This is a genomic window from Krasilnikovia sp. MM14-A1259, from assembly GCF_047159535.1.
Classification (GTDB): Bacteria; Actinomycetota; Actinomycetes; order Mycobacteriales; family Micromonosporaceae; genus Actinoplanes.
The window spans coordinates 4,006,258-4,028,744 of sequence record NZ_BAAGAJ010000002.1 but is presented as its reverse complement, the minus strand read 5'-3'; the positions used below and the strand labels follow the sequence as shown (position 1 = coordinate 4,028,744).

21 protein-coding genes, 1 tRNA gene and 2 pseudogenes are annotated in these 22,487 nt (G+C 71.0%); 16 read left to right on the top strand and 8 right to left on the bottom strand.

Annotated features, from left to right (window positions below):
* Positions 1-428: 428 nt before the first annotated feature.
* Both ACMCNK_RS18030 and ACMCNK_RS18025 read right to left on the bottom strand, forming a co-directional pair.
* Positions 429-785 (bottom strand): FmdB family zinc ribbon protein, encoded by a 357-nt coding sequence (locus ACMCNK_RS18030; protein ID WP_412737571.1) that lies wholly within the window; start codon positions 783-785, stop codon positions 429-431.
* 83 nt (positions 786-868) lie between these two features.
* Complete coding sequence (locus ACMCNK_RS18025) at positions 869-1,522, bottom strand: 5-formyltetrahydrofolate cyclo-ligase (protein WP_412737570.1); 654 nt, start codon at positions 1,520-1,522, stop codon at positions 869-871.
* A 79-nt stretch (positions 1,523-1,601) separates the two neighbouring features.
* Between ACMCNK_RS18025 and ACMCNK_RS18020 the strand changes: the two genes are divergently transcribed.
* The 6 genes from ACMCNK_RS18020 (at position 1,602) to ACMCNK_RS17995 (ending at position 7,702) form a co-directional block, all read left to right on the top strand.
* Positions 1,602-3,668, top strand: coding sequence for a diguanylate cyclase (locus ACMCNK_RS18020; RefSeq protein WP_412737569.1), 2,067 nt, complete (start codon positions 1,602-1,604; stop codon positions 3,666-3,668).
* A gap of 50 nt (positions 3,669-3,718) precedes the next feature.
* Positions 3,719-4,633, top strand: a complete 915-nt coding sequence (locus tag ACMCNK_RS18015; protein ID WP_412737568.1) for a UTP--glucose-1-phosphate uridylyltransferase — start codon at positions 3,719-3,721, stop codon at positions 4,631-4,633.
* Positions 4,630-5,931, top strand: coding sequence for a gephyrin-like molybdotransferase Glp (glp, locus tag ACMCNK_RS18010; protein WP_412737567.1), 1,302 nt, complete (start codon positions 4,630-4,632; stop codon positions 5,929-5,931). Before ACMCNK_RS18015 ends, glp begins: the two co-directional genes overlap by 4 nt.
* A complete protein-coding gene (locus tag ACMCNK_RS18005) occupies positions 5,928-6,569 on the top strand; it encodes a GNAT family N-acetyltransferase (protein ID WP_412737566.1) in 642 nt (213 codons plus the stop codon). The genes glp and ACMCNK_RS18005 overlap by 4 nt, the downstream gene beginning before the upstream one ends.
* A 152-nt stretch (positions 6,570-6,721) precedes the next feature.
* Positions 6,722-7,516, top strand: coding sequence for a hypothetical protein (locus ACMCNK_RS18000; RefSeq protein ID WP_412737565.1), 795 nt, complete (start codon positions 6,722-6,724; stop codon positions 7,514-7,516).
* A gap of 109 nt (positions 7,517-7,625) precedes the next feature.
* Positions 7,626-7,702, top strand: a tRNA-Ala gene (locus ACMCNK_RS17995).
* Between the two features lie 39 nt (positions 7,703-7,741).
* Here the strand turns inward: ACMCNK_RS17995 and ACMCNK_RS17990 are convergent.
* Positions 7,742-8,330: pseudogene (locus ACMCNK_RS17990) on the bottom strand (hypothetical protein); the annotation flags it as partial.
* Positions 8,331-8,459: 129 nt separating this feature from the next.
* Here ACMCNK_RS17990 and ACMCNK_RS17985 point away from each other — a divergent pair.
* Together ACMCNK_RS17985 and ACMCNK_RS17980 are read left to right on the top strand one after the other, a co-directional pair.
* Positions 8,460-8,724 (top strand): annotated as a pseudogene (locus ACMCNK_RS17985) (cation acetate symporter); the annotation flags it as partial.
* A gap of 88 nt (positions 8,725-8,812) precedes the next feature.
* On the top strand, positions 8,813-9,709 hold the full coding sequence (locus ACMCNK_RS17980; protein ID WP_412737564.1) for a hypothetical protein: 897 nt from the start codon (positions 8,813-8,815) through the stop codon (positions 9,707-9,709).
* 1,081 nt (positions 9,710-10,790) lie between these two features.
* Here ACMCNK_RS17980 and ACMCNK_RS17975 read toward each other — a convergent pair.
* Complete coding sequence (locus tag ACMCNK_RS17975; RefSeq protein WP_412737563.1) at positions 10,791-11,342, bottom strand: hypothetical protein; 552 nt, start codon at positions 11,340-11,342, stop codon at positions 10,791-10,793.
* 315 nt (positions 11,343-11,657) lie between these two features.
* On the opposite strand from ACMCNK_RS17975, the gene ACMCNK_RS17970 reads away from it, so the two are divergent.
* The 3 genes from ACMCNK_RS17970 (at position 11,658) to ACMCNK_RS17960 (ending at position 13,507) form a co-directional block, all read left to right on the top strand.
* Positions 11,658-12,341 carry an alpha/beta fold hydrolase gene (locus tag ACMCNK_RS17970; protein ID WP_412737562.1) on the top strand — a complete coding sequence of 228 codons (684 nt, stop codon included), beginning with the start codon at positions 11,658-11,660 and terminating at the stop codon, positions 12,339-12,341.
* Between the two features lie 295 nt (positions 12,342-12,636).
* On the top strand, positions 12,637-12,912 hold the full coding sequence (locus tag ACMCNK_RS17965) for an excalibur calcium-binding domain-containing protein (RefSeq protein ID WP_412737561.1): 276 nt from the start codon (positions 12,637-12,639) through the stop codon (positions 12,910-12,912).
* 85 nt (positions 12,913-12,997) lie between these two features.
* On the top strand, positions 12,998-13,507 hold the full coding sequence (locus ACMCNK_RS17960; RefSeq protein ID WP_412737560.1) for an NUDIX hydrolase: 510 nt from the start codon (positions 12,998-13,000) through the stop codon (positions 13,505-13,507).
* 192 nt (positions 13,508-13,699) lie between these two features.
* Here the strand turns inward: ACMCNK_RS17960 and ACMCNK_RS17955 are convergent, their stop codons facing one another.
* Positions 13,700-14,101, bottom strand: coding sequence for a hypothetical protein (locus ACMCNK_RS17955; RefSeq protein WP_412737559.1), 402 nt, complete (start codon positions 14,099-14,101; stop codon positions 13,700-13,702).
* A 43-nt stretch (positions 14,102-14,144) separates the two neighbouring features.
* Positions 14,145-14,648, bottom strand: coding sequence for an SSI family serine proteinase inhibitor (locus ACMCNK_RS17950; protein ID WP_412737558.1), 504 nt, complete (start codon positions 14,646-14,648; stop codon positions 14,145-14,147).
* A gap of 202 nt (positions 14,649-14,850) precedes the next feature.
* Between ACMCNK_RS17950 and ACMCNK_RS17945 the strand changes: the two genes are divergently transcribed.
* The 4 genes from ACMCNK_RS17945 to ACMCNK_RS17930 all read left to right on the top strand — a co-directional run bounded on the left by ACMCNK_RS17945 (position 14,851) and on the right by ACMCNK_RS17930 (position 17,869).
* Positions 14,851-15,240 carry a VOC family protein gene (locus tag ACMCNK_RS17945; protein ID WP_412737557.1) on the top strand — a complete coding sequence of 130 codons (390 nt, stop codon included), beginning with the start codon at positions 14,851-14,853 and terminating at the stop codon, positions 15,238-15,240.
* A 103-nt stretch (positions 15,241-15,343) separates the two neighbouring features.
* Positions 15,344-15,709: a VOC family protein gene (locus ACMCNK_RS17940; protein WP_412737556.1), complete on the top strand. Its 366-nt coding sequence runs from the start codon at positions 15,344-15,346 to the stop codon at positions 15,707-15,709.
* 87 nt (positions 15,710-15,796) lie between these two features.
* On the top strand, positions 15,797-17,026 hold the full coding sequence (locus tag ACMCNK_RS17935) for an ATP-binding protein (RefSeq protein ID WP_412737555.1): 1,230 nt from the start codon (positions 15,797-15,799) through the stop codon (positions 17,024-17,026).
* A 423-nt stretch (positions 17,027-17,449) separates the two neighbouring features.
* Positions 17,450-17,869 carry a VOC family protein gene (locus tag ACMCNK_RS17930; protein WP_412737554.1) on the top strand — a complete coding sequence of 140 codons (420 nt, stop codon included), beginning with the start codon at positions 17,450-17,452 and terminating at the stop codon, positions 17,867-17,869.
* 154 nt (positions 17,870-18,023) lie between these two features.
* On the opposite strand, the gene ACMCNK_RS17925 is transcribed toward ACMCNK_RS17930, so the two are convergent.
* Positions 18,024-19,598, bottom strand: a complete 1,575-nt coding sequence (locus tag ACMCNK_RS17925; protein WP_412737553.1) for a dolichyl-phosphate-mannose--protein mannosyltransferase — start codon at positions 19,596-19,598, stop codon at positions 18,024-18,026.
* Between the two features lie 74 nt (positions 19,599-19,672).
* Between ACMCNK_RS17925 and rsmI the strand changes: the two genes are divergently transcribed.
* The gene (gene rsmI / locus ACMCNK_RS17920; protein WP_412737552.1) at positions 19,673-20,521 is read left to right on the top strand and encodes a 16S rRNA (cytidine(1402)-2'-O)-methyltransferase; all 849 of its coding nucleotides are present in this window, start codon (positions 19,673-19,675) and stop codon (positions 20,519-20,521) included.
* 30 nt (positions 20,522-20,551) lie between these two features.
* On the opposite strand, the gene ACMCNK_RS17915 is transcribed toward rsmI, so the two are convergent.
* Positions 20,552-21,298 carry a hypothetical protein gene (locus ACMCNK_RS17915; RefSeq protein WP_412737551.1) on the bottom strand — a complete coding sequence of 249 codons (747 nt, stop codon included), beginning with the start codon at positions 21,296-21,298 and terminating at the stop codon, positions 20,552-20,554.
* Between the last annotated feature and the right edge of the window lie 1,189 nt (positions 21,299-22,487).

Here is a 22,487-nt window from a genome sequence, read left to right as displayed (position 1 = left end):
GTCGGGCTGGACCAGATCGTCAGCGCCGCCGTCACCAGCAACGTCGCCACGGCTGCGAGCCGGATCAGGGTGCCCCGCCCCGGCCGCCGCCAGCGCTTCGGGTCGAGCCGCGGCTCGGTCACGCGGCCCCGGACATTTCGCCCAGCGGCACCCGCGGATGGGCCGACGCGCGGGCCGAACAGCCGCGCTGCCCAGCCGCCCGGGCGCGGTGTGCTGCCCGTGGCAGGTGCGGTGCTGTGGGGCAACTGCCCGCTGCCGTGTCCCGTGCTCGCCACATCGCCCTCCCCGCCGGACCGAGGCTGTGCTCGCCGTCGTGAGCGAGCGCCGGTCCGCACGTTAGGCGGGAAGCCGGGATGGGCCGCGGAAGCCCTGTGGACGGCGCGCGGATGTGGATAGCGCGCCGGGCGGGGGTTGACCTGCTACGGGGGTCAGGCGGAGGCGGCTGCGGGCGTGCTGGTGCTGGAGGACGAACCCGAGGAAGCGGTCGAGGAGGAGGTGCTCGACTTCGTGGAGTCCGACTTGGCGGAGTCCGACTTCGCCGCGTCCGGCTTCGTGCCCCCGGACTTCTGCTCCGGCGCGCTGGTCGACGCCGAGGCGGCGCCGTTGCCGGAACGGGAGTCGTTGCGGTAGAAGCCCGAGCCCTTGAACACGATGCCGACGGAGTTGAAGACCTTCCGCAGCTTGCCCTGGCACGCCGGGCACTCGGTCAGCGCGGGGTCGGAGAAGGACTGGACCGCCTCGAGCTGCTCGCCACATTCGGTGCAGGCGTACTGGTACGTGGGCACGGATCCTCCGCGTTGCTCGATAGCCGGACTCTCGCGGCGCTGGCACTCGCCGTCACCGAGTGCCAATGCTGCGTCATCGGACCTTATTTCGTCCACTCCGCGCCCGCGCTGAGGATCAGGCCACCGCTCGGGTTGATGACCGCGCGGACCCGCCGGTCGTGCGGTTCGCTGGGTACGGCGTCCAGTACCTCCCCGTCGTGCAGCAGGGCCACGGTCCAGGTGGCGGCGGATACGCGTGTGAGCGCGCGGTCGTACGACCCGCCGCCGCGGCCCAGGCGCCGCCCCGCCCGGTCGACCGCCAGGGCGGGGACAACGACCAGGTCGGCGGTTGTGACAGCAGTCACGCCCAGCCGTGGCCCGGCCGGCTCCCGCAGGCCGCGCGGGCCGGGGAGCAGCGAGTCCGGCCCCGTGTACCGCGCCCAGTCCAGATCGCCGTCGTCGAGCAGGACCGGCAGCAGGAGCAGAGCGCCGTCGGGCAGAGCGCGGACGATCTGCTCGGGCAGGTCCGGACCGCCGGGCTCGGCGCCCATCGGCACGTACGCCGTGACCGTCGGAGGTTCCCGCCGTGGCGTCGGGGTCAGCTCCCGGCGTACCAGAGACATGAGTTCCGTCTGGACCGCGACCGCCGCCCGGCGGCGCGCTTCGTCGGTCAGCGAGCCGCGCGCCTGCAGTAGCTGCCTGCGCAGCGCAAGCTTCTCGGACCTAGATCTTTCCGCTTCCAGGGCGAAATCTGCCATGCAACCTCCTCCTCGAAACGGGCAAACGGTGCACACTATGTCAGCATCGCTCCAAACCGGGCCACCTCCAGGAGGACGTGTGACGCTACGTGGGCGGCTCACGACCGCCTTCCTGGTGGTGGTGCTGGGCCCGGTCCTGCTGGGCTCGCTGTTCGTCGGCACGACCGTGGCCACCGTGCGCCGTGACCGCGCGGTCGAACGGCTCGATCATGCCGCCACCACGGTGCGCACCGCGATCGGCGCGGTGTGCCGCCAGCTTCAGGCGGTCGCCGATGCCGTCGCCGTACTGTCGGCGGCCGACCGGCGTGCCGCGGCGGACCAGCTCGTCGCCCGCGGCCTGGCCACCGAGATCACGATCGGCCGGTCCGGTAGCGGCGGGCCCGCGCGGTGGCGCGACTGCGCCGCCCCGGCCGACGTCGGGGTGGCCGCGATCGTGGCCCGGGCTCGGGCCACCAACGTCACGATCTCCGTCGCACAGGCGCTGGACGCCGCGTTCGTGGACCGGCTCGCCGCATCCAGCGGCGCCGACGTCACGCTGCTCTCCCGGGACGGGGCCGGCGCCGCCCCGACCGAGAGCACCGAGGCCCCCAACGCCAGGCCCGACGTGGCCGCGCTCGCCGCCGCCCTGCTCTCATCCGACCAGGTCCGGCGCACCCCGGACGGCGGCCGGTACGTACGCCGGATCGCGGTCGCCCCCGGCCAGCCGCTGCCGCTGGCCGTCTCCGTGCCGGGCGGCACCCCGACCGGCCTGTACGCCCTGCTGGTCATCGCCGACCTGGCCGTGGCAGCCGTCGCGGTCCTGGTGGCGCGGTGGCTGGCCCGGTCCACCACCCGCCCGCTCGCCGACCTGGTCTGGGCCGCGGGCCAGGTCGCGGACGGCGAGCTGGACACCCGGGTCCCGGTGTTGCGGCACGACGAGCTGGGCCGGCTCGCCAGCACGTTCAACCGGATGACCCGCGAACTGCAGACCTATGTGCAGGCACTGACCGCCAGCCGGGACCAGTTGCGCGGGCACCTCGCCATCCTCGGCGACACCCTGTCCAGCACCCACGACGTGCACCGGATCCTGCGGGTCATCCTGCAGTCCGCGCTGTCCGCGACCGGAGCGCGGGCCGGCGTCGTGCTGCTCATCGACCCGGCCGATCACGTTCTCGTGGCGCGCTGCGCAGAGGGGCTGACCGGCCGCTGGGACGTGCCGGAGGCGGACCTGCCCGGGCTGCGGGTGCCCGTCGGCGAGGGGGTGCTCGGCGCGGTGGCCGCCACGGGCGAGGCGCGTCGCGGATCCGACCCGGGCGGGGAACCGCACTGCCGCACGTACGTGGCGGTGCCCATCTGTGCGCCCCCGACCGCCGGTGATCCGCTCGTGCCCGGGGAGGCGCCCGCCTCCACCGCGCCGGCCGTGCTGGGGGTGCTCGCCCTCTACGACCGGCTCGGCACGGACGAGTTCGACGACGCCGACCTGCTGACGCTGCGGACGTTCGCGGGGCAGGCCGGGGTGGCGGTGCACAACGTACGGGTGCACGAGGAGGCGCAGCGGCTGTCGCTCACCGATCCGCTCACCGGCCTGTGGAACTACCGGTACCTGCGCGAGTCGCTGCGCCGGGAGGTGGAGCGGGCCAGCCGGTTCGGGCGCATGCTGGCGGTGCTGGTGCTGGACCTGGACCACTTCAAGAAGGTCAACGACACGTACGGGCACGCGGCGGGCGACACCGTGCTGGGCGAGTTCGCCCGGCGCATCCGGCTCGGGCTGCGCGAGGTCGACGTGGCGTTCCGGCAGGGCGGCGAGGAGTTCGTGGTGCTGCTGCCGGAGACCGACGGGTTCGGCGCCGCGACCGTCGCCGAACGCCTCGGCGCGGCCATCCGGGACATCCCCGTACCCATCGATCCGCGTCGTGCCGGCCCCGCCGTGGACCGCATCCCGGTCAGTGTCTCGATCGGCATCGCCGTCTATCCCGACCACGGTGGGACCGCCCAGGAGGTGCTCGACGCGGCCGACGACGCCCTGTACGCGGCGAAGAACGCCGGCCGTGACCGGTACCGGATGGCATCCCCGGGGGTTTCCCCAGGCCCGCCACGCTGCCCGGACGACCGGCCCGCCACCCGGCCGGGTGGCCCGCAGCCGCCGCGCCAGACCCGCGGCCGATAGTCTCGCCAATGTCGGGACACGATGCGAGTGAAGGTGTGGGGGGCTCAGAGATGACGACGAACGCGCACGAGAACGGCCGTCGGGCGGTGAAGGCCGTCATTCCGGCGGCCGGCCTGGCGACCCGGTTCCTGCCGGCGACCAAGGCCGTACCGAAGGAGCTGCTGCCCGTCGTCGACCGTCCCGTGCTGCAGTACATCGTGGAGGAGGCGGCCGCCGCGGGCATCACCGACGTGCTGCTGGTGACCGGCCGCGGCAAGACCTCCATGGTCGACCACTTCGACCGTCGTCCCGACGTCGAGGCGCGCCTGGAGGAGAAGGGCGACACCGAGCGCCTGGCCGCGGTGCGCCGCACCAGCGAGCTCGCCGACATCTACACCTGCCGCCAGGGTGAGCCGCTCGGGCTGGGCCACGCCGTCGGCACCGCCGCGTCGCATGTGGGCGACAACGCCTTCGCGGTGCTGCTCGGCGACGAGTTCGTGGACGAGGACCAGCCGCTGCTGCCGGCAATGCTGGAACTGCAGGCCCGCACCAACGGCATCGTGCTCGCGTTCATGGAGGTCAAGCCGGAGGAGACGTCGCGCTACGGCATCGCCTCGGTGCGGCCCAGCGAGTTCGGCGAGGACGTCGTCGAGGTCACCGGCCTGGTCGAGAAGCCCGCGCCCGACCAGGCGCCGAGCAACCTGGCCGTGCTCGGCCGCTACATCCTGCCGTCGGCGATCTTCGGCGCGATCCAGAACACCAAGCCCGGCAGCGGCGGCGAGATCCAGCTCACCGACGCGATGGCCACGCTGCTGGCCGAGGGTACGCCGGTGCACGGCATCGTCTACCGCGGCCACCGCTACGACACCGGGATGCCGCTGGGCTACCTGCAGGCCGTCGTTCAGCTCGCTGTCAAGCGCCACGACCTGGGCGCGGAGTTCCGGCAGTGGCTCACCGAGTTCGTCGCCGGGGGTGCGCAGGGATGACCGCGACGGCCGATGCCGAGGCGGCCGCCAACGAGCTGATGCCGCTCGCCGAGTACCTGGGCAGGGTCCTGCGCAGGTTGCGGGCGCTGCCCCCGCTCGACCTCGACCTCACCCAGGCCCACGGCAACGTCCTCGCCGGCGATGTGTACGCCCCGCACCCGTATCCCGCCTTCGACCAGGCGGCGATCGACGGGTACGCGGCCCGCTGGGAGGACCTGGCCGCGGCTGGGCGGATCGGCGCGCACCCCGCGTCCGAGGGTGGTCCTCGCTCGGTCCGCCTCAACGTGGTCGGCGACCTGGGTGCGGCGAGCTGGCGGCCCGTACGGCTGACCCCGGGCACGTGCTTCTCCGTGGCTGCCGGTGCCCCGCTGCCGGTCGGCGCGGACGTCGTCGTCCCCGTGCACTGGACGGATCAGGGCATGGCGACCGTCGAGATCCTGCACGCCCCCAAGCGCGGCTCCGGGGTCCGCCGCTCCGGCGACGAGCTGCCCGTGGGCCGCCTGCTCGCCCCCAGCGGCGCGTACGTGACGCCCCCGATGGTCGCGGTGTTCGCCGCGGCCGGAATCGGGCACGTGGTGGTCCGCCCCAGCCCTCGGGTGGTGGTCGTGGCGACCGGCGACGAGTTGGTCGACGTGGGCCGCCCCAGCCAGCCCGGCCAGGTCGTCGACGCCAACTCCCACGCACTGACCGCCGCGGCGGTCGAGGCGGGGGCTCTCGCGTACCGGATCGGGATCTGCGACGACGACCCCGAAGGGCTGCGGGGGCTTCTCGAGGACCAGACCCTGCGCGCCGACCTCATCATCACCACCGGCGGCACCGGCACCGGCCCCGGCGACATGCTGCGCCGCGTGCTCGCCCGCCGCGACCCCGGCCGCGGCGCGGTCGAGTTCACCGACGTGGCGCTGTGCCCCGGCACCGCGCTCGGCTTCGGCACGGTCGGCGGCGAGGAGGTCCCGGTCGTCTGCCTGCCCGGCGAGCCCGGCGCCGCGCTGATCGGCTTCGAGGTGCTGGCCCGCCCGGTGATCCAGATCCTCGCCGGGGCCGAACCGGTGTTCCGGCCCAGCGTCAAGGCACACCTGCTGGAGACCGTGTCGTCGCCGGGCGGCCTGCGCGAGTTCCGGCCGGCCCACGTCGCCGAGCGGCGCGGCGGCGGCTATACCGTGCAGCCGCTCGCCGGTGGGCCGTACACTCTCTCGGGCCTCGCCGAAGCCAACGGGCTGCTGGTCCTCGGCGAGCGGGTCACCTCGGCCGCGGCCGGGTCGACCGTCGACGTGCTGCTGCTCGACCGGAGGCGATGATGCTGGGGTCCGCGCCCGGATGGCCAGCCGTCCTGGCGGACGGGCCGGTGCTGCTGCGGCCGTACCGGCGCGGCGACGCGCGGGCGTGGTCCGAGGTGCGGATCGCCAACCAGCAGTGGCTCGCCCCCTGGGAGTCCTCGCCCCCGGGGCCGTGGGCCGAGATGAACTCCACCCGGGCGTACGCGTTCGTCTACCGCGACATGAAACGGGCCGCCCGGCGCGGCGACAGCATGCCGTTCGCGGTCTGCCTGCGCGACGGCGACGACCGGGAGCGGCTCGTCGGCCACCTCAACCTCGGCAACATCGTGCGCCGGGCCTTCAGCTCCGCGTACGTGGGGTACTGGGTCGATGCCCGGGTCGCGGGTCGCGGCATCATCCCGACCGCGCTGGCGCTCGCGGTCGACCACGCGTTCGGTGCGGGCCAGCTGCACCGCGTCGAGATCAACATCCGCCCCGAGAACGGGCCCAGCCGGCGGGTCGTGGAGAAGCTCGGCTTCCGCGAGGAGGCCTACCACCAGCGCTACATGCACATCGACGGTGCGTGGCGCGACCACCTCGGCTACTCCATGACGAGCGAGGAGGTCGCCGCCGAGGGAGGCCTGCTGGCCCGCTGGCGAAGACTGCGCGCTGTCACATAGCCGACCACCGATGATCAACTTAGCGTGGCGCGACCGGCGCGCCGCGCGAATTTCCGCAGCTTGCGCCCGTAACCTCGGGGCGATGGGGACATGCGGTGCCTGGTCGTGCCTGAGCTCGGGCCGACCCTGGACCGCTACGGCTGACGGGAGGGGTGAGGGTGCCGACATCGGTGCTCCTCGCCGTCCTCGCCGCGGCCGGGCTGCTTGCGCTCGCACCGGCACTCGTACGCCGATACGACGCGACCGAGCGCCTGGCGGCGGAGCGGGCGTCGTCGACGGCACGGGTGCTTTCGCGCCGCCGTCGACGCCGTACCGTGCCCGGACGCCGACCGGTCAACCCGCCGCGCCAGTTCACGGTTACGGTCACGCCCCCGGCGGGTGAACCGCGCACTCCCGGGGCGGTACCTGCGGGGACGCCGCTGCGGCTGGTGACTGCCCGCCGTGGCGGCTCGGCCGGACGCCACCCGCGCGCCCGCCGGCCGGAACCCCGGCACACCCCGGCGGTGATCCGGCGCCGCCGCGTCTTCGCCGCGCTGCTGCTGCTCAACGTCATCGAGCTGGTCGGCGTCGTCGCGGTCGGCCCCGGCTTCTGGATCGGGTTTGCGGTCACCGGAACGCTGCTCGGGGTGTACCTGGTGCACCTGCGTAACCGCGCCATCGTCGACCGGCGCCGCCGCCGCACCGAAGCCCGCGAGGCGGCCTGGCTCGCCGCCCGCCAGGCCGAGGTACGGCGGGAGCAGGCGCGCCGGGCAGCGGCGCGCCGGGAAGCTCAGCGCCGGCTCGCCGCCCAGCGGGAGGCGGTCCGGCGCGCCGCGATGGGTCTGGACCGCGACCCGGCCGACCTCCCGGCGGCGGCGAACGGGGGCTCGGTGTCGTACCGGCGTACCGGTGGGCTGCGTGGGCGGGCCTACGAGGCGGGGGGCCGAGGAGCCGGGTACACGGCCTGATCGATGGGCCCGCGGCGGGCCTTGTCGATGGGGACGCGGCGCGCCGGGAGGGGTGGTTCGCGAGCCGGGCGGGGAACCTGTTAGCCTTGCTGCGGTCCTACGGGGCCAAGGGGCTGTGGCGCAGACCGGTAGCGCACCTCGTTCGCATCGAGGGGGTCAGGGGTTCAAATCCCCTCAGCTCCACCACGATTAAGGCCCTGACCAGGACGAATGCCGGTCAGGGCCTTAACGTTTGTCTATGCGATTTTGAATCACCCCCCGAAACCCCTCACAAACGCCTAGGGCGACCACGTTCGCCGGTCGGGACTTGTGTGCCCGCTGCGCGGTCGTTCGTCTATGTCGGGTTACGTCGCCGGGACGGCCCGCAGTCGCCGCGTTCGGGTCCGGTCGTCGTCGAACTGCGAAGACCGCATCGTGGAGGTTGTCGACAGCAGTGATCTTGCGGGCGATCAGCATCCCGACCGCGAACTGGGGAAGAACAACCGCCCGGTAGCCTGCGTCGGACTTCGTCCACTCCTGTCTGAAGAAGCCCTTGCCTCTCAGAAAGACGATGGTGGCGCAGATGGTCACCGTCGGGTGTTCGGCTCCAAGATCGACGTCCTCCCCACCGCACGGCCAGTACCTCGCCGATGCGGACGCCGGTGGCGAGCATGAGATCGACGACATCGGCCAGGTCGCCGGTGTGCCGAGGTCCCGGCTTGCCGGGAGTGGGCTGCTGCCATTGGCGGATCGCCGCGCGGACGGCTTCCAGGTGTTCGGGTTCGAGGGCCCGCACGGTGCGGCGTGGCTTGCGAAGGCGACCGGTCTCACGAAGGTCTGCAACGGCTCGGCCGGGTTGGCTGACAACAGTACAGATTGGACCTTCCGGGCCCGTGCTGAGGCGCGGGCCCGGATCGTGCTGTCGGCCCGAACGGCGCCGGTAAGACCACGACGCATCTGGTAGCGCGGGCTCACGGACACCGGGGCGGCCTCGGGCGTGCCGACCGGTGGCGGCGCCGCGATGGCCGCGGTGCTGGTCACGGTGTTCGGGCCGACGCTGTCCGGCTGGCAGACCGAGCTGCTCGCGCAGCCGGCCGTGTGGACGGTGCCGCTCGCGTTCACGGTGATGGTGGCGGGCTCGCTGCTGACCCGCGGCCGGGTGCCCGCGGACGTGGGCGCGACGATGCTGGCGGCTGCACGCCCCGGGAGTCGCGTTAAAGAAGCTTTAAGGAACGCTTGCTCAGCGTCATGAACTGCTGCCACATCATTGCTCGTATATCTCGGTGCAAGCAGGACCGAGACGAAGAGGGGCCGTGCATGTATCGACGCGGAGTCAGCAGCCGGACGCGCAAGCTGGTGATTGGAGGTGCCGCCGCAGCGCTGCTCGGCTCGGCGCTCGCGGTCGGCACGGGGATGAGCCAGGCCTCCGAGTCCGGAGCCGGCTCCGGTAACATCAACGCTTTGGTGCCGGCGCTGGGTTTCAGCCCGGGCAATCCGAACGCGACGGCCGACCGCGTGGGTCCTACCGGGGTAAAAGTTCCGGGTCGCTGCCCACCCACTCAAGCCCAAGTGAACGCGCAGGTAGCGCTCAAGAATGCGAACTTCCCGAGTGGAACGGACCTTGAAAGTCGCATCCAACGTTTTGAAAAAACCTTGTCGGCGATTCAAGACTTGAAATGCCCCGCATCTTCCACGACTTTGCTGGGCCGCTTGAATTCCTTGACCGCGCTGCGCGGAAACGCGAACCGCGATAACATCCTGCGTGGTTTGGGTTTGAACGAAACGCCAGCGGATAAAGCCGCCGCCAGAGGATCCGGTGACGCGGCCGCGAGTGGAGCGACGGGGAACGCCGGAGCCAGCTCCGGTAACATTAACGCTTTGGTGCCGGCGCTGGGTTTCAGCCCGGGCAATCCGAACGCGACGGCCGACCGCGTGGGCCCTACCGGGGTAAAAGTTCCGGGTCGCTGCCCGCCCACTCAAGCCCAAGTGAACGCGCAGGTAGCGCTCAAGAATGCGAACTTTCCGAGTGGAACGGACCTTGAAAGTCGCATCCAACGTTTTGAAAAAACCTTGTCGGCGATTCAAGACTTGAAATGCCCCGCATCTTCCACGACTTTGCTGGGCCGCTTGAATTCCTTGACGGCGCTGCGCGGAAACGCGAACCGCGATAACATCCTGCGTGGTTTGGGTTTGAACGAAACGCCAGCGGGATAAGCCGCGGGAAATGCGGCGCCGCAAAACGCGCCAGCGAAACAAGCGGTTCGCAGAGCGGCGCCGCGGACAACGGCAACCTGATCCTTCGCGGATCCTGATCCACCGCACGGAACCGCCTCGCCGGAGGCCCTCGCACCACGGGGGTCTCCGGCGCGTCCGTGTGTGGGCCATGCGCGCGGTGATCTTCGGCTACTTCGGCACGCTGACCGACCCCGGCGCTGAGGAGTATCGCGAGCGGTAAGTGGGGGTCAGGGGTTCAAATCCCCTCAGCTCCACCCACAAAACCGCAGTTCAGAAGGCCCAGCCGCAACTAGCGGCCGGGCCTTTCTCCGTTAGGTGTCCGATTTTGGGAGCCATCTGGGAGCGGGACCTGCCGTCGGCGGCCCGATGATGTCGCAGAGCAGCGCGCCTATCGATGACCGGGGCGACACCGCCGCGCGTTGACGCAGGACGTCCTCCCAAGCCAACCTCCACTCACCAATGGTTCCAATCTGAACACCATGAGTAGTTACGTCCAGGGGCGAACGGGACCGCCGCCACCTCGCCACGCCACTGTCCGCCGCATGCGAAACGAAGCAGCACTGCCAATCCAGATCAACTGATGGTTCGCTGCCGATCATTGATGGTCCGGGTGTCGATCCACAGACATCGGCCGGGCGGGTATCGCGGTGGTGCTGCCGGACGTGGCCACTATTCGAGAGGCCCGATGGGCGGGAGGTGGGCGCGCCTAGCTCGGCCGAGGAGCCGGCCCCGGTCTGCGCGGCGACGCTCACCCAGTCGACCGCTCCCGTGGTCGGTGGCCGGGGGAGTGGGACGATTTCCGGCACAGATTCAGCGCCGGGAGATGTCGTCAGGCCGCCCGTTGTCGATGGGCTCCGGCGTCCCGCGGGGCTGAGCCGACGACATTGCGACTGCGGTTCTTCTTCGGCCACCAATGAACGTAGGTTTCCAACGTGATCCGCAGGTTGGAGTGCCGTTAGCGCGTTCTGCACATCGGGGGGATCGAGGTTCGCGCTGATCGGCGCGTGGCGAAGAAGTGCCGCAGCGAGTGGAGGGTGCCCTCCTGCGGCCACGAAGCGCCCTAATACTCCACGAAAACGAAAACACCCTTACCCTCTGCACCGGCAGATTGCAGTGCCTCGATGATCTCGTCTATTTCGTCTTCTCCGAGGTATTCCTCGTCGGATGAGCCACTGGAACGCAGTTCCTCGAAGGCTGCCAAGTACCGCGTCGTCCTGGCGGGCCCATGCCAGGTGACGGCCGGAACGCCATGCGGCGAGAGGGGGAGCTCCAAGGTGTCGTCGCCATCCCACTCGTCCCAGATGAAGTTCCAGAGCAGTGGCGACTCCTCCTCGTCGTCGTACATTTCTACCGTTACGCTCGCGGAGCTCGAAATCGCACATACGCGTTCGAACGCTCGTATTACCGCAGGCCCGGTCTCATGCTGGAACGTCTTTGGGTCGCGGCTGTAGCTTCGTTCGACCAACGCATGGATGGCGTGTTCCATGGACGAGGTGAGCGGTTCATCGGCAGTCTCGATGAGACTCCGCGCAACGGCCTGGTCTCGGCACCCTACGGCTCGGCTGACCTCGTCCATGTCGCAGACATAGATACTCATGAAATTCGAGCCCACGTTTGCTCCTCGTGGTCGTCAGGGTCCGGATGAGCTCAGAAAGGACTGGATGAGCTCGGGAGAGAATCGAAGGTGCCGGGACCGTACCAACCGGAAGTGGGCATGATCAACCTTCGCGCGACCTCCCCGGTCGTTGGATCCGCTGGTGACGGGTGGTGCCTTGATGTCGACTCCGGCCCCGTGAGCGCCGTGATGTGACGGGCTCGGGTGTTCGGGCCGGGTGGCGGGCAGTGGTTGGGCTGAGTCCGGGCCTTTTGCCCATTCGCATCTGCGTCCAGCACCGCCGATGTCGGTGCCCGGGGCTAGGTTGGCCCCATGACCACGGAACAGATCGTGCTTCTGGGCGGCCTCTGGCTCGATGCGTCCGCGTGGGACGGCGTCGTTTCCGACCTGGTGAAGAGGAACCGCCGCGCGGTCCCGGTGAGTCTGCCGGGTCAGGGTGACGGCGACACGGCGGCGACGCTGGCCGATCAACTGGCCGCCGTGCTGGCCACCGTTGACAATGCGCCCGGCGGGTCCGTCGTGGTGGGCCACTCGGCTGCCTGCACTCTGGCCTGGATGGCGGCGTCCCAACGGCCTGACCGGGTGACCAAGGTGGTCCTGATCGGCGGCTTCCCGTCTGGCGACGGACAACCGTACGCCGAATTCTTCGACATCACCGACGGCGTGATGCCGTTCCCGGGCTGGGAGCCGTTCGAAGGGGCCGACGCGGCCGACCTGGATGAGTCGGCGCGCCGGGCGTTCGCCGCCGCTGCGATCCCGGTCCCGGAGGGCGTCGCCAGGGGAATCGTGAGGCTGACCGACGAACGGCGTTTCGATGTCCCGGTCGTGATGGTCTGCCCGGAGTTCACGCCGGCCCAAGCTCAGGAATGGATAGCCGAAGGCCACATCCCGGAGCTGGCCCGGGCGAAGGACGTCACGTATGTCGACATCGATTCCGGCCACTGGCCGATGCTGACCCGCGCGGCCGAACTGGCCCGGATGCTGGCGGAGATCTGACCCGCTGTGCCGGATCAGGGCGGCGCACGGGATGTCGGCCGGCGCCCGAGTCCTCAGGACGGCCGTGAGGAAGGCGACGACCGGGTGCGGAACGTGCCCATGTCGCTGCGGGAGTGGTCCGCCCTTCATGGATTGATGTCCGCTCGTGGAATGTTCCCCGGCCTTGCAAGGCCAATAGTTTGAACGCGTGCAGCGGTCCACTGTAGGTCTCGCAGCATTCGTGAGTGGTGGTTGCGACTCTCACGGGCCCGCGTGGCGCTGTCACTCAAAGTTGTCAGCGGAGACTGGGAGAGAAATGATCGACGTACTGGTGCGTGGCGCGGCGCTGGCCGGTCTTGTCGTCGGAGGTTCCTTCGCGGTGGTGTTGCCGGCCGAAGCTGCCGTCCCGACCTACCGGAACTGCACCGCCCTCAACCAGAGGTACAAGCACGGTGTCGGCAGGGCGGGTGCACGGGACAAGGTCAGCGGCAGCAGCAGGCCGGTCACGACCTTCACCGTGAACACCGCGCTGTACAACGCGAACAAGAGGATGGACCGCGACAAGGACGGCGTCGCCTGCGAGAAGCGCTGATCGGAGCGGCCTGGACGCCGGCCACCACGCCGTTTGTCGGACCGATGACGGGATCGTCGCGATCCTCGGCGGTTAGGGTGAGCCGATGCCCGTCTCGCCGTACATCGCTCGCCTGCGCGCTCACATCGGTCACGACCTTCTGCTCCTGCCCGGGGTCAGCGCCGTCGTGCGCAACGCCTCCGGGCACCTGCTGCTGGCCAGGCGCAGCGACAACGGGCGCTGGTCGATCCCGGCGGGCATCATCGACCCGGGCGAGCAGCCGGCCGATGCGGTCGTCCGCGAGGTGTTCGAGGAGACCGGTGTTCGCGTCGAGATCGAACGGGTCGGCGGGGTAGCTACGCACCCCGTGGTCTACCCCAACGGCGACACCTGCGAATACCTGAACGTCTGGTTCCGGTGCCGCGCCGTCGGCGGCGCGCCGCGCACGGATGGCGACGAATCGCTGGAGGTCGGCTGGTTCACGCCGGACGACCTGCCAGATCTCGACGACTGGGCCCGGTTGCGCATCGACACCACCCGAGATGCCGACGAACCCGCCTGGCATGCCCAGCCTGGCGAACGGCACCCGGCTCTCGGCCAGCCCGACGCGCTGTAACTCCCGGCTCGCCCGCGGGAAGCCGCCTCGACGGCTTCGCGGGGTGTCCGCGGACCCCTCGGCGAACTGATCATCCGGCTCGGCGGCCGCCTCGAGACGGAGACGGGCGGCCCGCAGGCGCCTGGCCTGCGGACCGTGAAGAGGTGCGGGGATGCGGGCCCACGACGGTTTCGCGGACCCGGATCGGTGTCCTTACGCCGGAGCTCCGGTGTTCGTCACGAGGTCGATGACCTCCAGGAGGACCGGCGGAGTGCCGGGGACGCCGTCCATCGTGACGACGGTCTTGTCCGTACCGTTGCTGTAGTGGGTGACGACCTCGTAGCGCTGGCGGTCGCAGCAGGGGTTGGTCGGCAGGTAGACCGGCGCCAGCGTGCGGTACTGCGGGGTGGCTGTCAGGCTCAGCGCCTGGGCCGCGCGGTCGTCGCGGGTCGTCGTATCCACCGAGAACAATTCGGTACGGCCGGCGAGGCCGCCGGACTGGGTCACCGAGATGGACTCGGTGTACGGGGCCGAAGCCGCAGCGGCCGGGTCGGCGGCGATCAGGGCGGCCACCAGGGCTGCGGCAACGGTCAGGGCACGGAACATCTGCTTCATTGCATTGTCCTCTTCTGCGTGTGAGATATCTCGGGCGGATGGATCAGAAATCGAATACGTCGCCCGTGGCATGCAGCAGGACGCAGTTGTTCGAGAATGTCTTCCGGTACGTGACGGGATTTCCCTCCCAGGTGCCGACCGCGATGGCCGTCACGGGCTGGTACTCCCGGGTGCAGATGCCGCCGTTGTCGGCGATCGCGGTGATGTCACCGCCGACCGCGCGAAGATCGTTGCAGGCCGAGCCTGACGCTGCGTGGCTGCCGCCGTCGGGATCGCACTCGAGCGTGGCGAACCGAGGGGGGACACCGCTGTGGTCGGCGGGAAGGACGGCGAGCACCATCGCGCTGTCCGAAGCCGGGACCGCCGGCGCCGCGGCAGCGGGGGTGCCCGGGGCGATCAATGCGGCGGTGGTGGACAGGCCGGTGGCCAGAATCCCGATGTGGTGAATGGGGACCACAATTTCCTCCTTGTGGAAGGCGTGGCTCATCGGGGTGCATCCTTCTTGTGGAGGGCGCGCCCACGAATCGCTTGATTGGATCGACTTCACGCTATTCTTTTCCGGAGTGGGCGTCAACTTGATCGGTTTATATTCGTCAATACAATGAGACTTTTTAATGACATGGCGGCGCTGTCGCAGTGCGGGCGCGGGGTGGGTTCAACGGAACTTCACATCGGCCCGATCGCCCGCGGCCGCCCGTGGGTGTGCGGTGCAGCATGCGAGCGCCGGCAAACTGGGGCAGAGTGCTCACATGCTCGGACGTACCTCTAGGCACTGGTGGGGCGTGGTCCTCGACGCGCCGGACCCGCACGCGCTCGCCCGCTTCTACGCCGACCTCATGGACTGGAAGATCGTGAAGGACGAGCACAACTTCGTCGGCGTCGCGCCCCTCGGCGAGCACGTCGAGTACATCGCGTTCCAGCGGGCGACCGCGTACGAGCCGCCGGCGTGGCCGGCGCAGCCCGGGCGCCAGCAGATGATGCTGCACCTCGACATCGAGGTGCCGGACCTGGACGCGGCGGTCGCGGCCGCACAGCGCGCCGGTGCGCGGCTTGCGGATTTCCAGCCCCAGGAGACTGTACGGGTCCTGCTCGACCCGGCCGGCCACCCGTTCTGCCTGTACGTCGATCCGGACGCGTAGCGCACCCGTCGGCCCGTCATCGTCGTACCCCGGTTATACGGTCGTGGGGTGCCATCGCCGGGGCGGCCCCGGCCGGGGCGCCTCAAGGGCGGGGAGGACAACGATGATCGACCATGTGGTGCTGGGTGTGCACCATCTCGACGCGAGCCGGGTCTTCTACGAGCGCGCCCTCGCTCCCCTCGGCATCACCGTGGTGATCGACGGCGGCGAGGTGCTCGGCTTCGGCGACCAGCCCGGCAAGCCGTTCTTCTGGCTCGCCGTCCGCGAGCCCTCACACCGGGTGCACGTGGCGTTCACCGCGCCCGACCGGGCCACGGTCGACGCGTTCCACGCCGCCGCCTTGGGCGCGGGCGGGGTCGACAACGGGCCGCCGGGCCTGCGCCCGCACTACCACCCGAGCTACTACGGCGCCTTCGTCTTCGATGCCGACGGCAACAACATCGAGGCCGTCTGCCACCGGCCGGAGTAGCCGGGGCCGGCACGCGCCAATACGGAGAGATCCGCGAATGCTGCTACTTTCCGATGGTATGTCTTGGGTCTGCCCTGGAGGTGACCCATGCATGCCCCTCTTCCCGCCAACGAAGCGGACCGGCTAGCCGCGCTCTACGGGCTCGGCGTCCTCGACAGCGCACCGGAAAAGGATTTCGACGACATCGTGGCGTTGACCGCGTCCGTGTGCGAGGTCCCGACAGCACTGGTCTGCCTGGTCGACGCCGACCGGCAATGGTTCAAGGCCCAGGTCGGCAGCGACATCGCCGAGACGTCCCGCGACCTGTCGTTCTGCGCCCATGCGATCCTCGGCGACGACCTGATCGTCGTGCCGGACACCCGGCAGGATCCTCGGTTCGCCGACAATCCGGCCGTCCTCGCGGCGGACGGTGTCCGTTTCTTCGGCGCTGCCCCGCTGATCACCACCGACGGCTTCGCGGTGGGTGCGCTCTGTGTGTTCGACACCGCACCGCGCGGGCTCGACGCGGACCAGACGGAGGCGCTGCGCGCCCTCGCCCGCCAGGTCACCAGTCAGCTGGAACTGCGCCGCTACGCGATCGCGCTCGCCAGCACCACCGCCCGGCTGCAGGAGCTGGAGCGGCGCAAGGACGACATCACCGGGCTCGTCTGCGGGCCGCTACGGGCACCGATGCGGCGCATGGGGGAGTATCTTGCAGAGCTCGGGCGCACCGGGCGGCACGATCCGGCAATGGCCGAGGTGGTGGCCCGCGCGACGGCCGCACATGTACGCGGATTCAGCGACCTGCTGGAGCATCTCACCACGCTGGCCCAGGTCGGCAGCGAGAACGAGAGCCTGCACATGCGCCAGATCGACCTGACCAGGCTGACCCGGCGCGCCGTCGAAGCGGTCCGGCCGATCGCGGCGACCAAGCACATCGGCATGCTCGACCAGTCCGACGGTGCCGCGCTGCCGATCGTCGCCGACCCCGTGCGTCTGGAGCAGGTCCTCACCCACCTGCTGTTCGCGGCCGTGAAATACACCCCGCCCGGTGGGCGGGTGCGCGTCGGCACGGAGGTGGAGTCGGGTCCGACGGTCCGGATGGATGACATGGACCTGCCGGACGGCATGCGGCCCGAGCTGTTCCCGCACCTCTTCTACGGTGCTATCGCCAACCCGACAGAACTGCCCGGGCCGGACCACGGGCTGGCGGTCGCGAAGCGGATCCTGGACGCGCACCACGCCACGGTGGCGCTCTCGGACCGGCCCGGCGACGGCACGTCTCTGCACGTCGTGTTCCCGTTCGCCGAGCAGGAGGCCGATCTGTTCGTGGCCTGAGGCAACCAGCGCGCGGCGCCGGCATCGCGGCCCCGACGACCGGTGCGCGCGATGAATTTCCGCAACGCGGCGGGGCCACCCGTTGTGCCGGTCAACGCGTGTCGTTAAGCTTCTCCGTGCGCGCCCCTATCGCCCGCTTCCCCCGTGGCAGGCGATCGGGGCGCGCGTTTCTGTTCCTGGCCCTTTCAGATCGGGTCGGCCTCTGCTCAGGCCAGGTGCTTCGGGCGCCGTCATCCGCGGCCAGAAGCATCGGCCGGACACGCTGCACTCGTGACCGCTGCCCAGGCGTTCGAATGCCAACCCCACTGTGGACTCCGGTTCCACGCCGGCGCAGACCGGCGGTTCAGCACCCCTCAGGTTCGCGGCGGGGCTGGGAATTCCGTGGTGGGATGGCCTGGCTGGGATCCCCACGAGGAGGCGGAGATGTCTACCTATCCCGTGCTGATGCACACCGCACTGGACGCGACAGACGTCCGAGCCCTCGCCGAGTTCTACCGCGAATTGCTGGGGCTGCGGTATCGACCTGGTGATGAGCCCCCAGCGGACAGCAGCACGGACAACGAAGACTGGCTCGTCTTGACCGACGGCGAGGGAAAACGCGTGCTTGCCTTCCAGGAGGTGCCCACGCTGGCGCGACCTACCTGGCCTTCGCCCGACGTTCCCCAGCAGATGCACCTGGACTTTCGCGTGCCGACCATCAACGAACTGGAGCGACACCGTCGTCGAGCCGAGCAGCTGGGAGCAAACGTGCTCCTGGATCGCACCGGAGAATCCGGAGAGCCCCTCTATGTTCTCGCCGACCCAGCAGGACATCCCTTCTGCATCCTCGTAGGTTCGCACTGAACCAGTGCACGGACCCAGCCGCGATCCGGGCGGCAGCCCACGTCCACCGCCTACTCGTCGCGAGTAAGCGACGAGCGCCGCCGGAGCGGACCGCGTCGCAGCGTTCCCGGGTGCTGCCGGCCCCGGCCTCTGCACGTTTGTGTTCCCGCCGGTTCTAAATCCAGCGGCTACCCAGCCACATCCGCGCCGACCACGAGTCGTACGGGATCGACTGCCCCACGAAGATCGGGTGGAAGTAGGCGAAGCACACCGCCACGAGCAGCACGTACACCCCGGCCATGATCGTGCCGACGAGCTGCCGGTCCGTCCGCGCCGCCCCGCTGGCCATCCCGGTCGGCGGGGTCATGATCGCGCCCAGGGCGTAGACGACCGCCAGGATGAGGAACGGCAGCGCCGGCAGCACGTAGAACGAGAACATCGTCCGGCCGTCCGCCACCGCGTAATAGAACCAGGGCAGCATGCCGGCGACGACGCCCGTACCGATTGCGAACGCCCGCCAGTCGCGGCGCGCGATGCCGAACCAGACCAGCGCGCCCAGCGCCGGAATGAACGACCACCACAGGATCGGCGTACCCAGCAGCAGGATCTCGGCGGCGCAGCTCGGCGAGCCGCAGCGCGCGTCGCCGGACCAGTAGAACGCCACCGGCCGGCCCAGCAGCAGCCACTGCCACGGCCAGGACTGGTACACGTGCCGGTCGGTCAGGCCGCTGTGGAACCGGTACGCCTCGGAGTGGTAGTGCATGAGGTTGAGCAGCGCGCCCAGCACCGGTGGCTCGCTCATGCCGTTCGCCTGCCGGTAGTGGCGGAAGTAGCCGGTGTTCGTGACGAACCAGCCGGTCCACGTCGCCAGGTAGAAGATCATGGTGAGGACGAAGCTCAGAATCAGCCAGCCGAGGTCGCCGATCAGACCTCGCGTTGCGTGGCGTACTCCTGCCGAGCGGCGCGCCCCGACCCGCCACACCACCACCAGCATGGCGAAGAACGGCGCGAAGAACAGCGCGCTCCACTTCACGCCGCAGGCCAGCCCGAACAGCACTCCCGCGGCGAGCAGCCACCACGGCACCGCCGCCCCGGGTAGCCGTCGCGCCCCGGCGGGATCGAAGCCGCCCTCCAACGCCCGCAGCCATCGCCGCCGGTACGCGTCGCGGTCCAGCACCATCGCCGCGAACGAGGCCAGCACGAACAGGCCCAGGAAGATGTCCAGCAGCGAGGTGCGCGACAGCACCATCTGGAACCCGTCCAACGTCATCAGCAGCCCGGCCGTGCCGGCGAGCACGATCGAGTGGAACAGCCGGTACGCCACCCGGATCAGGATGAGGATCATCAGCGTGCCGGCGATCGCGGCCGGAACCCGCCAGCCCCGCTCGTTGTTGCCGAACACTGCCTCGCCCAGCGCGATCAGCCACTTGCCCAGCGGCGGGTGCACCACGTACGCGGGGCCGTTGGTCTTCTCGTCCCACTCGACCCCGTGATGCAGCATGTCCCACGCGTCGGTCGGGTAGTACACCTCGTCGAAGATGTAGCCCTTGGGTTTGCTGATGCCCTGCAAGCGCAGGATCGCGGCGACCGCCACGATCACGACGGTGACCACCCACGAGTACGGGTTGAGCCAGTCGTCCAGCGTCGCGAGCCGGCGCCGAACGGCATCGGGCACCCGGCGGGCGCTCCGGGGCTCGGCCTCGTCCACGTCCGGGCGAATGTCGGTCTCAGCAGTCGGCGCCGCAGTCACCCCGCGATCGTAGGCTGCGTACCCGCGCCGCGGTGCCCGGAGGCGGCGCGTCGGACGTGTGGTGCACTTTCGGAGTGACGGACGAAGACACCGGACGCGTCGTGCTCGTCGGCGCGCCGCTCGGCAACATCGGCGACGCGTCCACCCGGCTGCGCGAAATCCTGGCGACCGCGGACGTGGTCGCCGCGGAGGACACCCGACGCCTGGCCCGGCTCGCCCGCGACCTCGGGATCAGCGTCGCCGGGCGGGTCGTCTCGTACTTCGAGGGAAACGAGGAACGCCGCACCCCCGAGCTGGTCGACGCGCTGAGTTCCGGGGCGGTGGTCGCGGTGGTGACCGACGGTGGCATGCCCAGCGTCTCCGATCCCGGCTACCGGCTCGTCCGGGCGGCTGTCGAAGCCGGCTTCCCGGTCACCGCGGCGCCCGGGCCCAGCGCGGTCACCACGGCACTGGCCCTGTCCGGCCTGCCCAGCGACCGGTTCGTCTTCGAGGGCTTTCTGCCGCGTACCCCGGCCGGTCGCCGGTCCCGGCTGCGTGAGCTGGCCGCCGAGCCGCGCACGCTCGTGTTCTTCGAGGCCCCGCACCGGATAAAGGGCGCGTTGGACGATCTGGCTGCCACGTTCGGGCCGGACCGGCCCGCCGCGGTCTGCCGTGAGCTGACCAAGACGTACGAGCAGGTGCGTCGCGGGGAGCTCGGCGAGCTGGCGGCCTGGGCGGCCGAGGCGGAACCCCGCGGCGAGATCACGCTCGTGGTGGCCGGAGCGTCCGCGGCGCCACCGGCGCGCCCCCCGGACGCGGAGCTGCGCGCGGCGGTCGCCCGGCGGGAGGCGGAGGGCACGTCGCGCCGCGATGCCATCGCCGCGGTCGCCCAGGAGTACGGCCTGCGCAAGCGCGAGGTGTACGGGCTGATCCACGCCGAGTAGCCCACGGCAGCCGGGCCGTCCGGGGTGGGGTCAGTAGGCCGCGGCCAGGAAACCGGCGAGCAGCAGGAGCGGGCACGCCAGGCTGAGCAGCAGTGCACCGTGCCGAGCCCGGCGTGCCGTGAGCCGACGTGCCCCGGTCAGCCCCGCGATGCCGAAGCCGCACATCAGCACCAGCACGAAGCCGAGCACCCAGCGCAGCTGCACCAGCAGGCTGGTCTCACCCACGTACGCCTGACCGCTGTCCAGGTTGACCATCCGTGCGGGGGCGACGGTGCCGCCCGCCCGCTGGTCGCCGGTCACGCCGAGCACGGTCACCCGGTCCACCCGGGAGAAGCCGTCGCCGGTGCTGAACTGACCGATGCAGCGCTGGGCGACCCCGTCGCCGGTGCACTGGGTGACCCTCACCCGTCCGCGTACGTCGTGTCCGGCGGCGAGCCAGAACGGCTCGGCGCTGACCCAGGCGAAGAACGCGGCGACCATGGCCAACGCGAGCAGCGCGAGGAGCCCGGGAAGTGGACGCCGTGGCTCGCGCTGCCGGTGCTTGGGCGGTACACCCACCAAGGGTGGGGCCGGATCGGCCGTCGCGCCCCGCTTGGCGCGCTCCTCGTCGGACAGCCAGAACGTCGACGTCTCCAGCAGGACGGTGGCCCGGCTCTCCGGTATGTCCCGCCCTTCGGCCCGCTTGCCGGGCAGCGCACCCGGGCCTGCCGGCTCCGCCTGGGCCGGGGCCGGCGCGCCCTGGGCCGGGGCGGGCGCGCTGTGGGTCAGAACCGGCATGCCCTGAGCTGGAGTTGGCGCGCCCTGGGCTGACTCTGGGGCGCTGTGGACCGGAGTCGGCATGCCCTGGGCCGGGGCGGGCGCGCCGTGGGCCAGAACCGGCATGCCCTGGGGCGGAGTTGGCGCGCCCTGGGCTGACTCTGGGGCGCTGTGGACCGGAGTCGGCATGCCCTGGGCCGGTGTCGGTGTGTCCTGCGCGCGCCCGGCGTGCGCAGGTCCGCCCGGCGCGGGTCCGTCCGACATCGGATCACGGGGAAGCGACCCGCTGGGAGCCAACCCGCTCGGATTCGGTCCGCCGAGAAACGACCGGCTGGGAATCGGTCCGCCGGGTGCCGGCCGGCTCGAAATCGGGCCGCCCGGAGCCGGCGCTGTCGGGTCGGGTTGCCGGGAAGACGCGCCCCGGCCAGGCTCGCCACCTGCGCGGGGCGACTCGCCCGGCGCCGGCATGGTCGGCCGTGGGCCGGATCCCGGCTGCCCGACCGGCTGCGCGACCGGGGTCTGTCCGCCGCGTCGTGGGTCGGACCGTGGTGTCGCGGCCGGTGGCTGGCTGGGCACCGCAGGCGCGGTCCGGCTGCCGCCGGGCTCCGGCAGGAGCATGATGTCGTCCCCGGGACCGGCGTCGGCGCCGTCGGCGTTCCGCGCCCCGGCGACCGTGGCCGGCGGAGGGGTCTCGCCCGGTGGGGCAGCCGCGTGGGCCGGTGCGGGAATCCTGGGTGCCGTCCGGGCCTCGTACCGTTGGGGTGAGCCGGCCGTGTTGAAACGGACCTTGTCCACCACGTCGTGATGGCGCTCGACAACGACCCGGGGCGCGGCCCCCGTGACCGTGGGGAATTCTGCGGTCGCCGCGTCCAGGGCGCCGGGTGGCTCGGCGCGTGTCGGGGCCGCGGGCACCCGCGGCCCCCGCGCCGGCAGGGGCACAGGCGCGGCGGTCGACGCGGGGACCGCCTCAGCGGCACCCGGCGAGGCGACCGCAATGTCCCCGGCGACCGGCTGCGCCGAGCCGGCAGGTTCCCGGGCGGCGGTCGCCGCCGAGCCGGCGGACGCCGGATCCGGGGCGGCACCGGGCGCTGAGCCGGCGCCCGCGGACGGGGCGGCACCGGGCGCCGAGCCGGCGCCCGCGGACGGGGCACCGGGCGCTGACCCTTCCGGGGACGGGTCCGGGGCCGCGTGCCGGGGCGGCGGGGGCCAC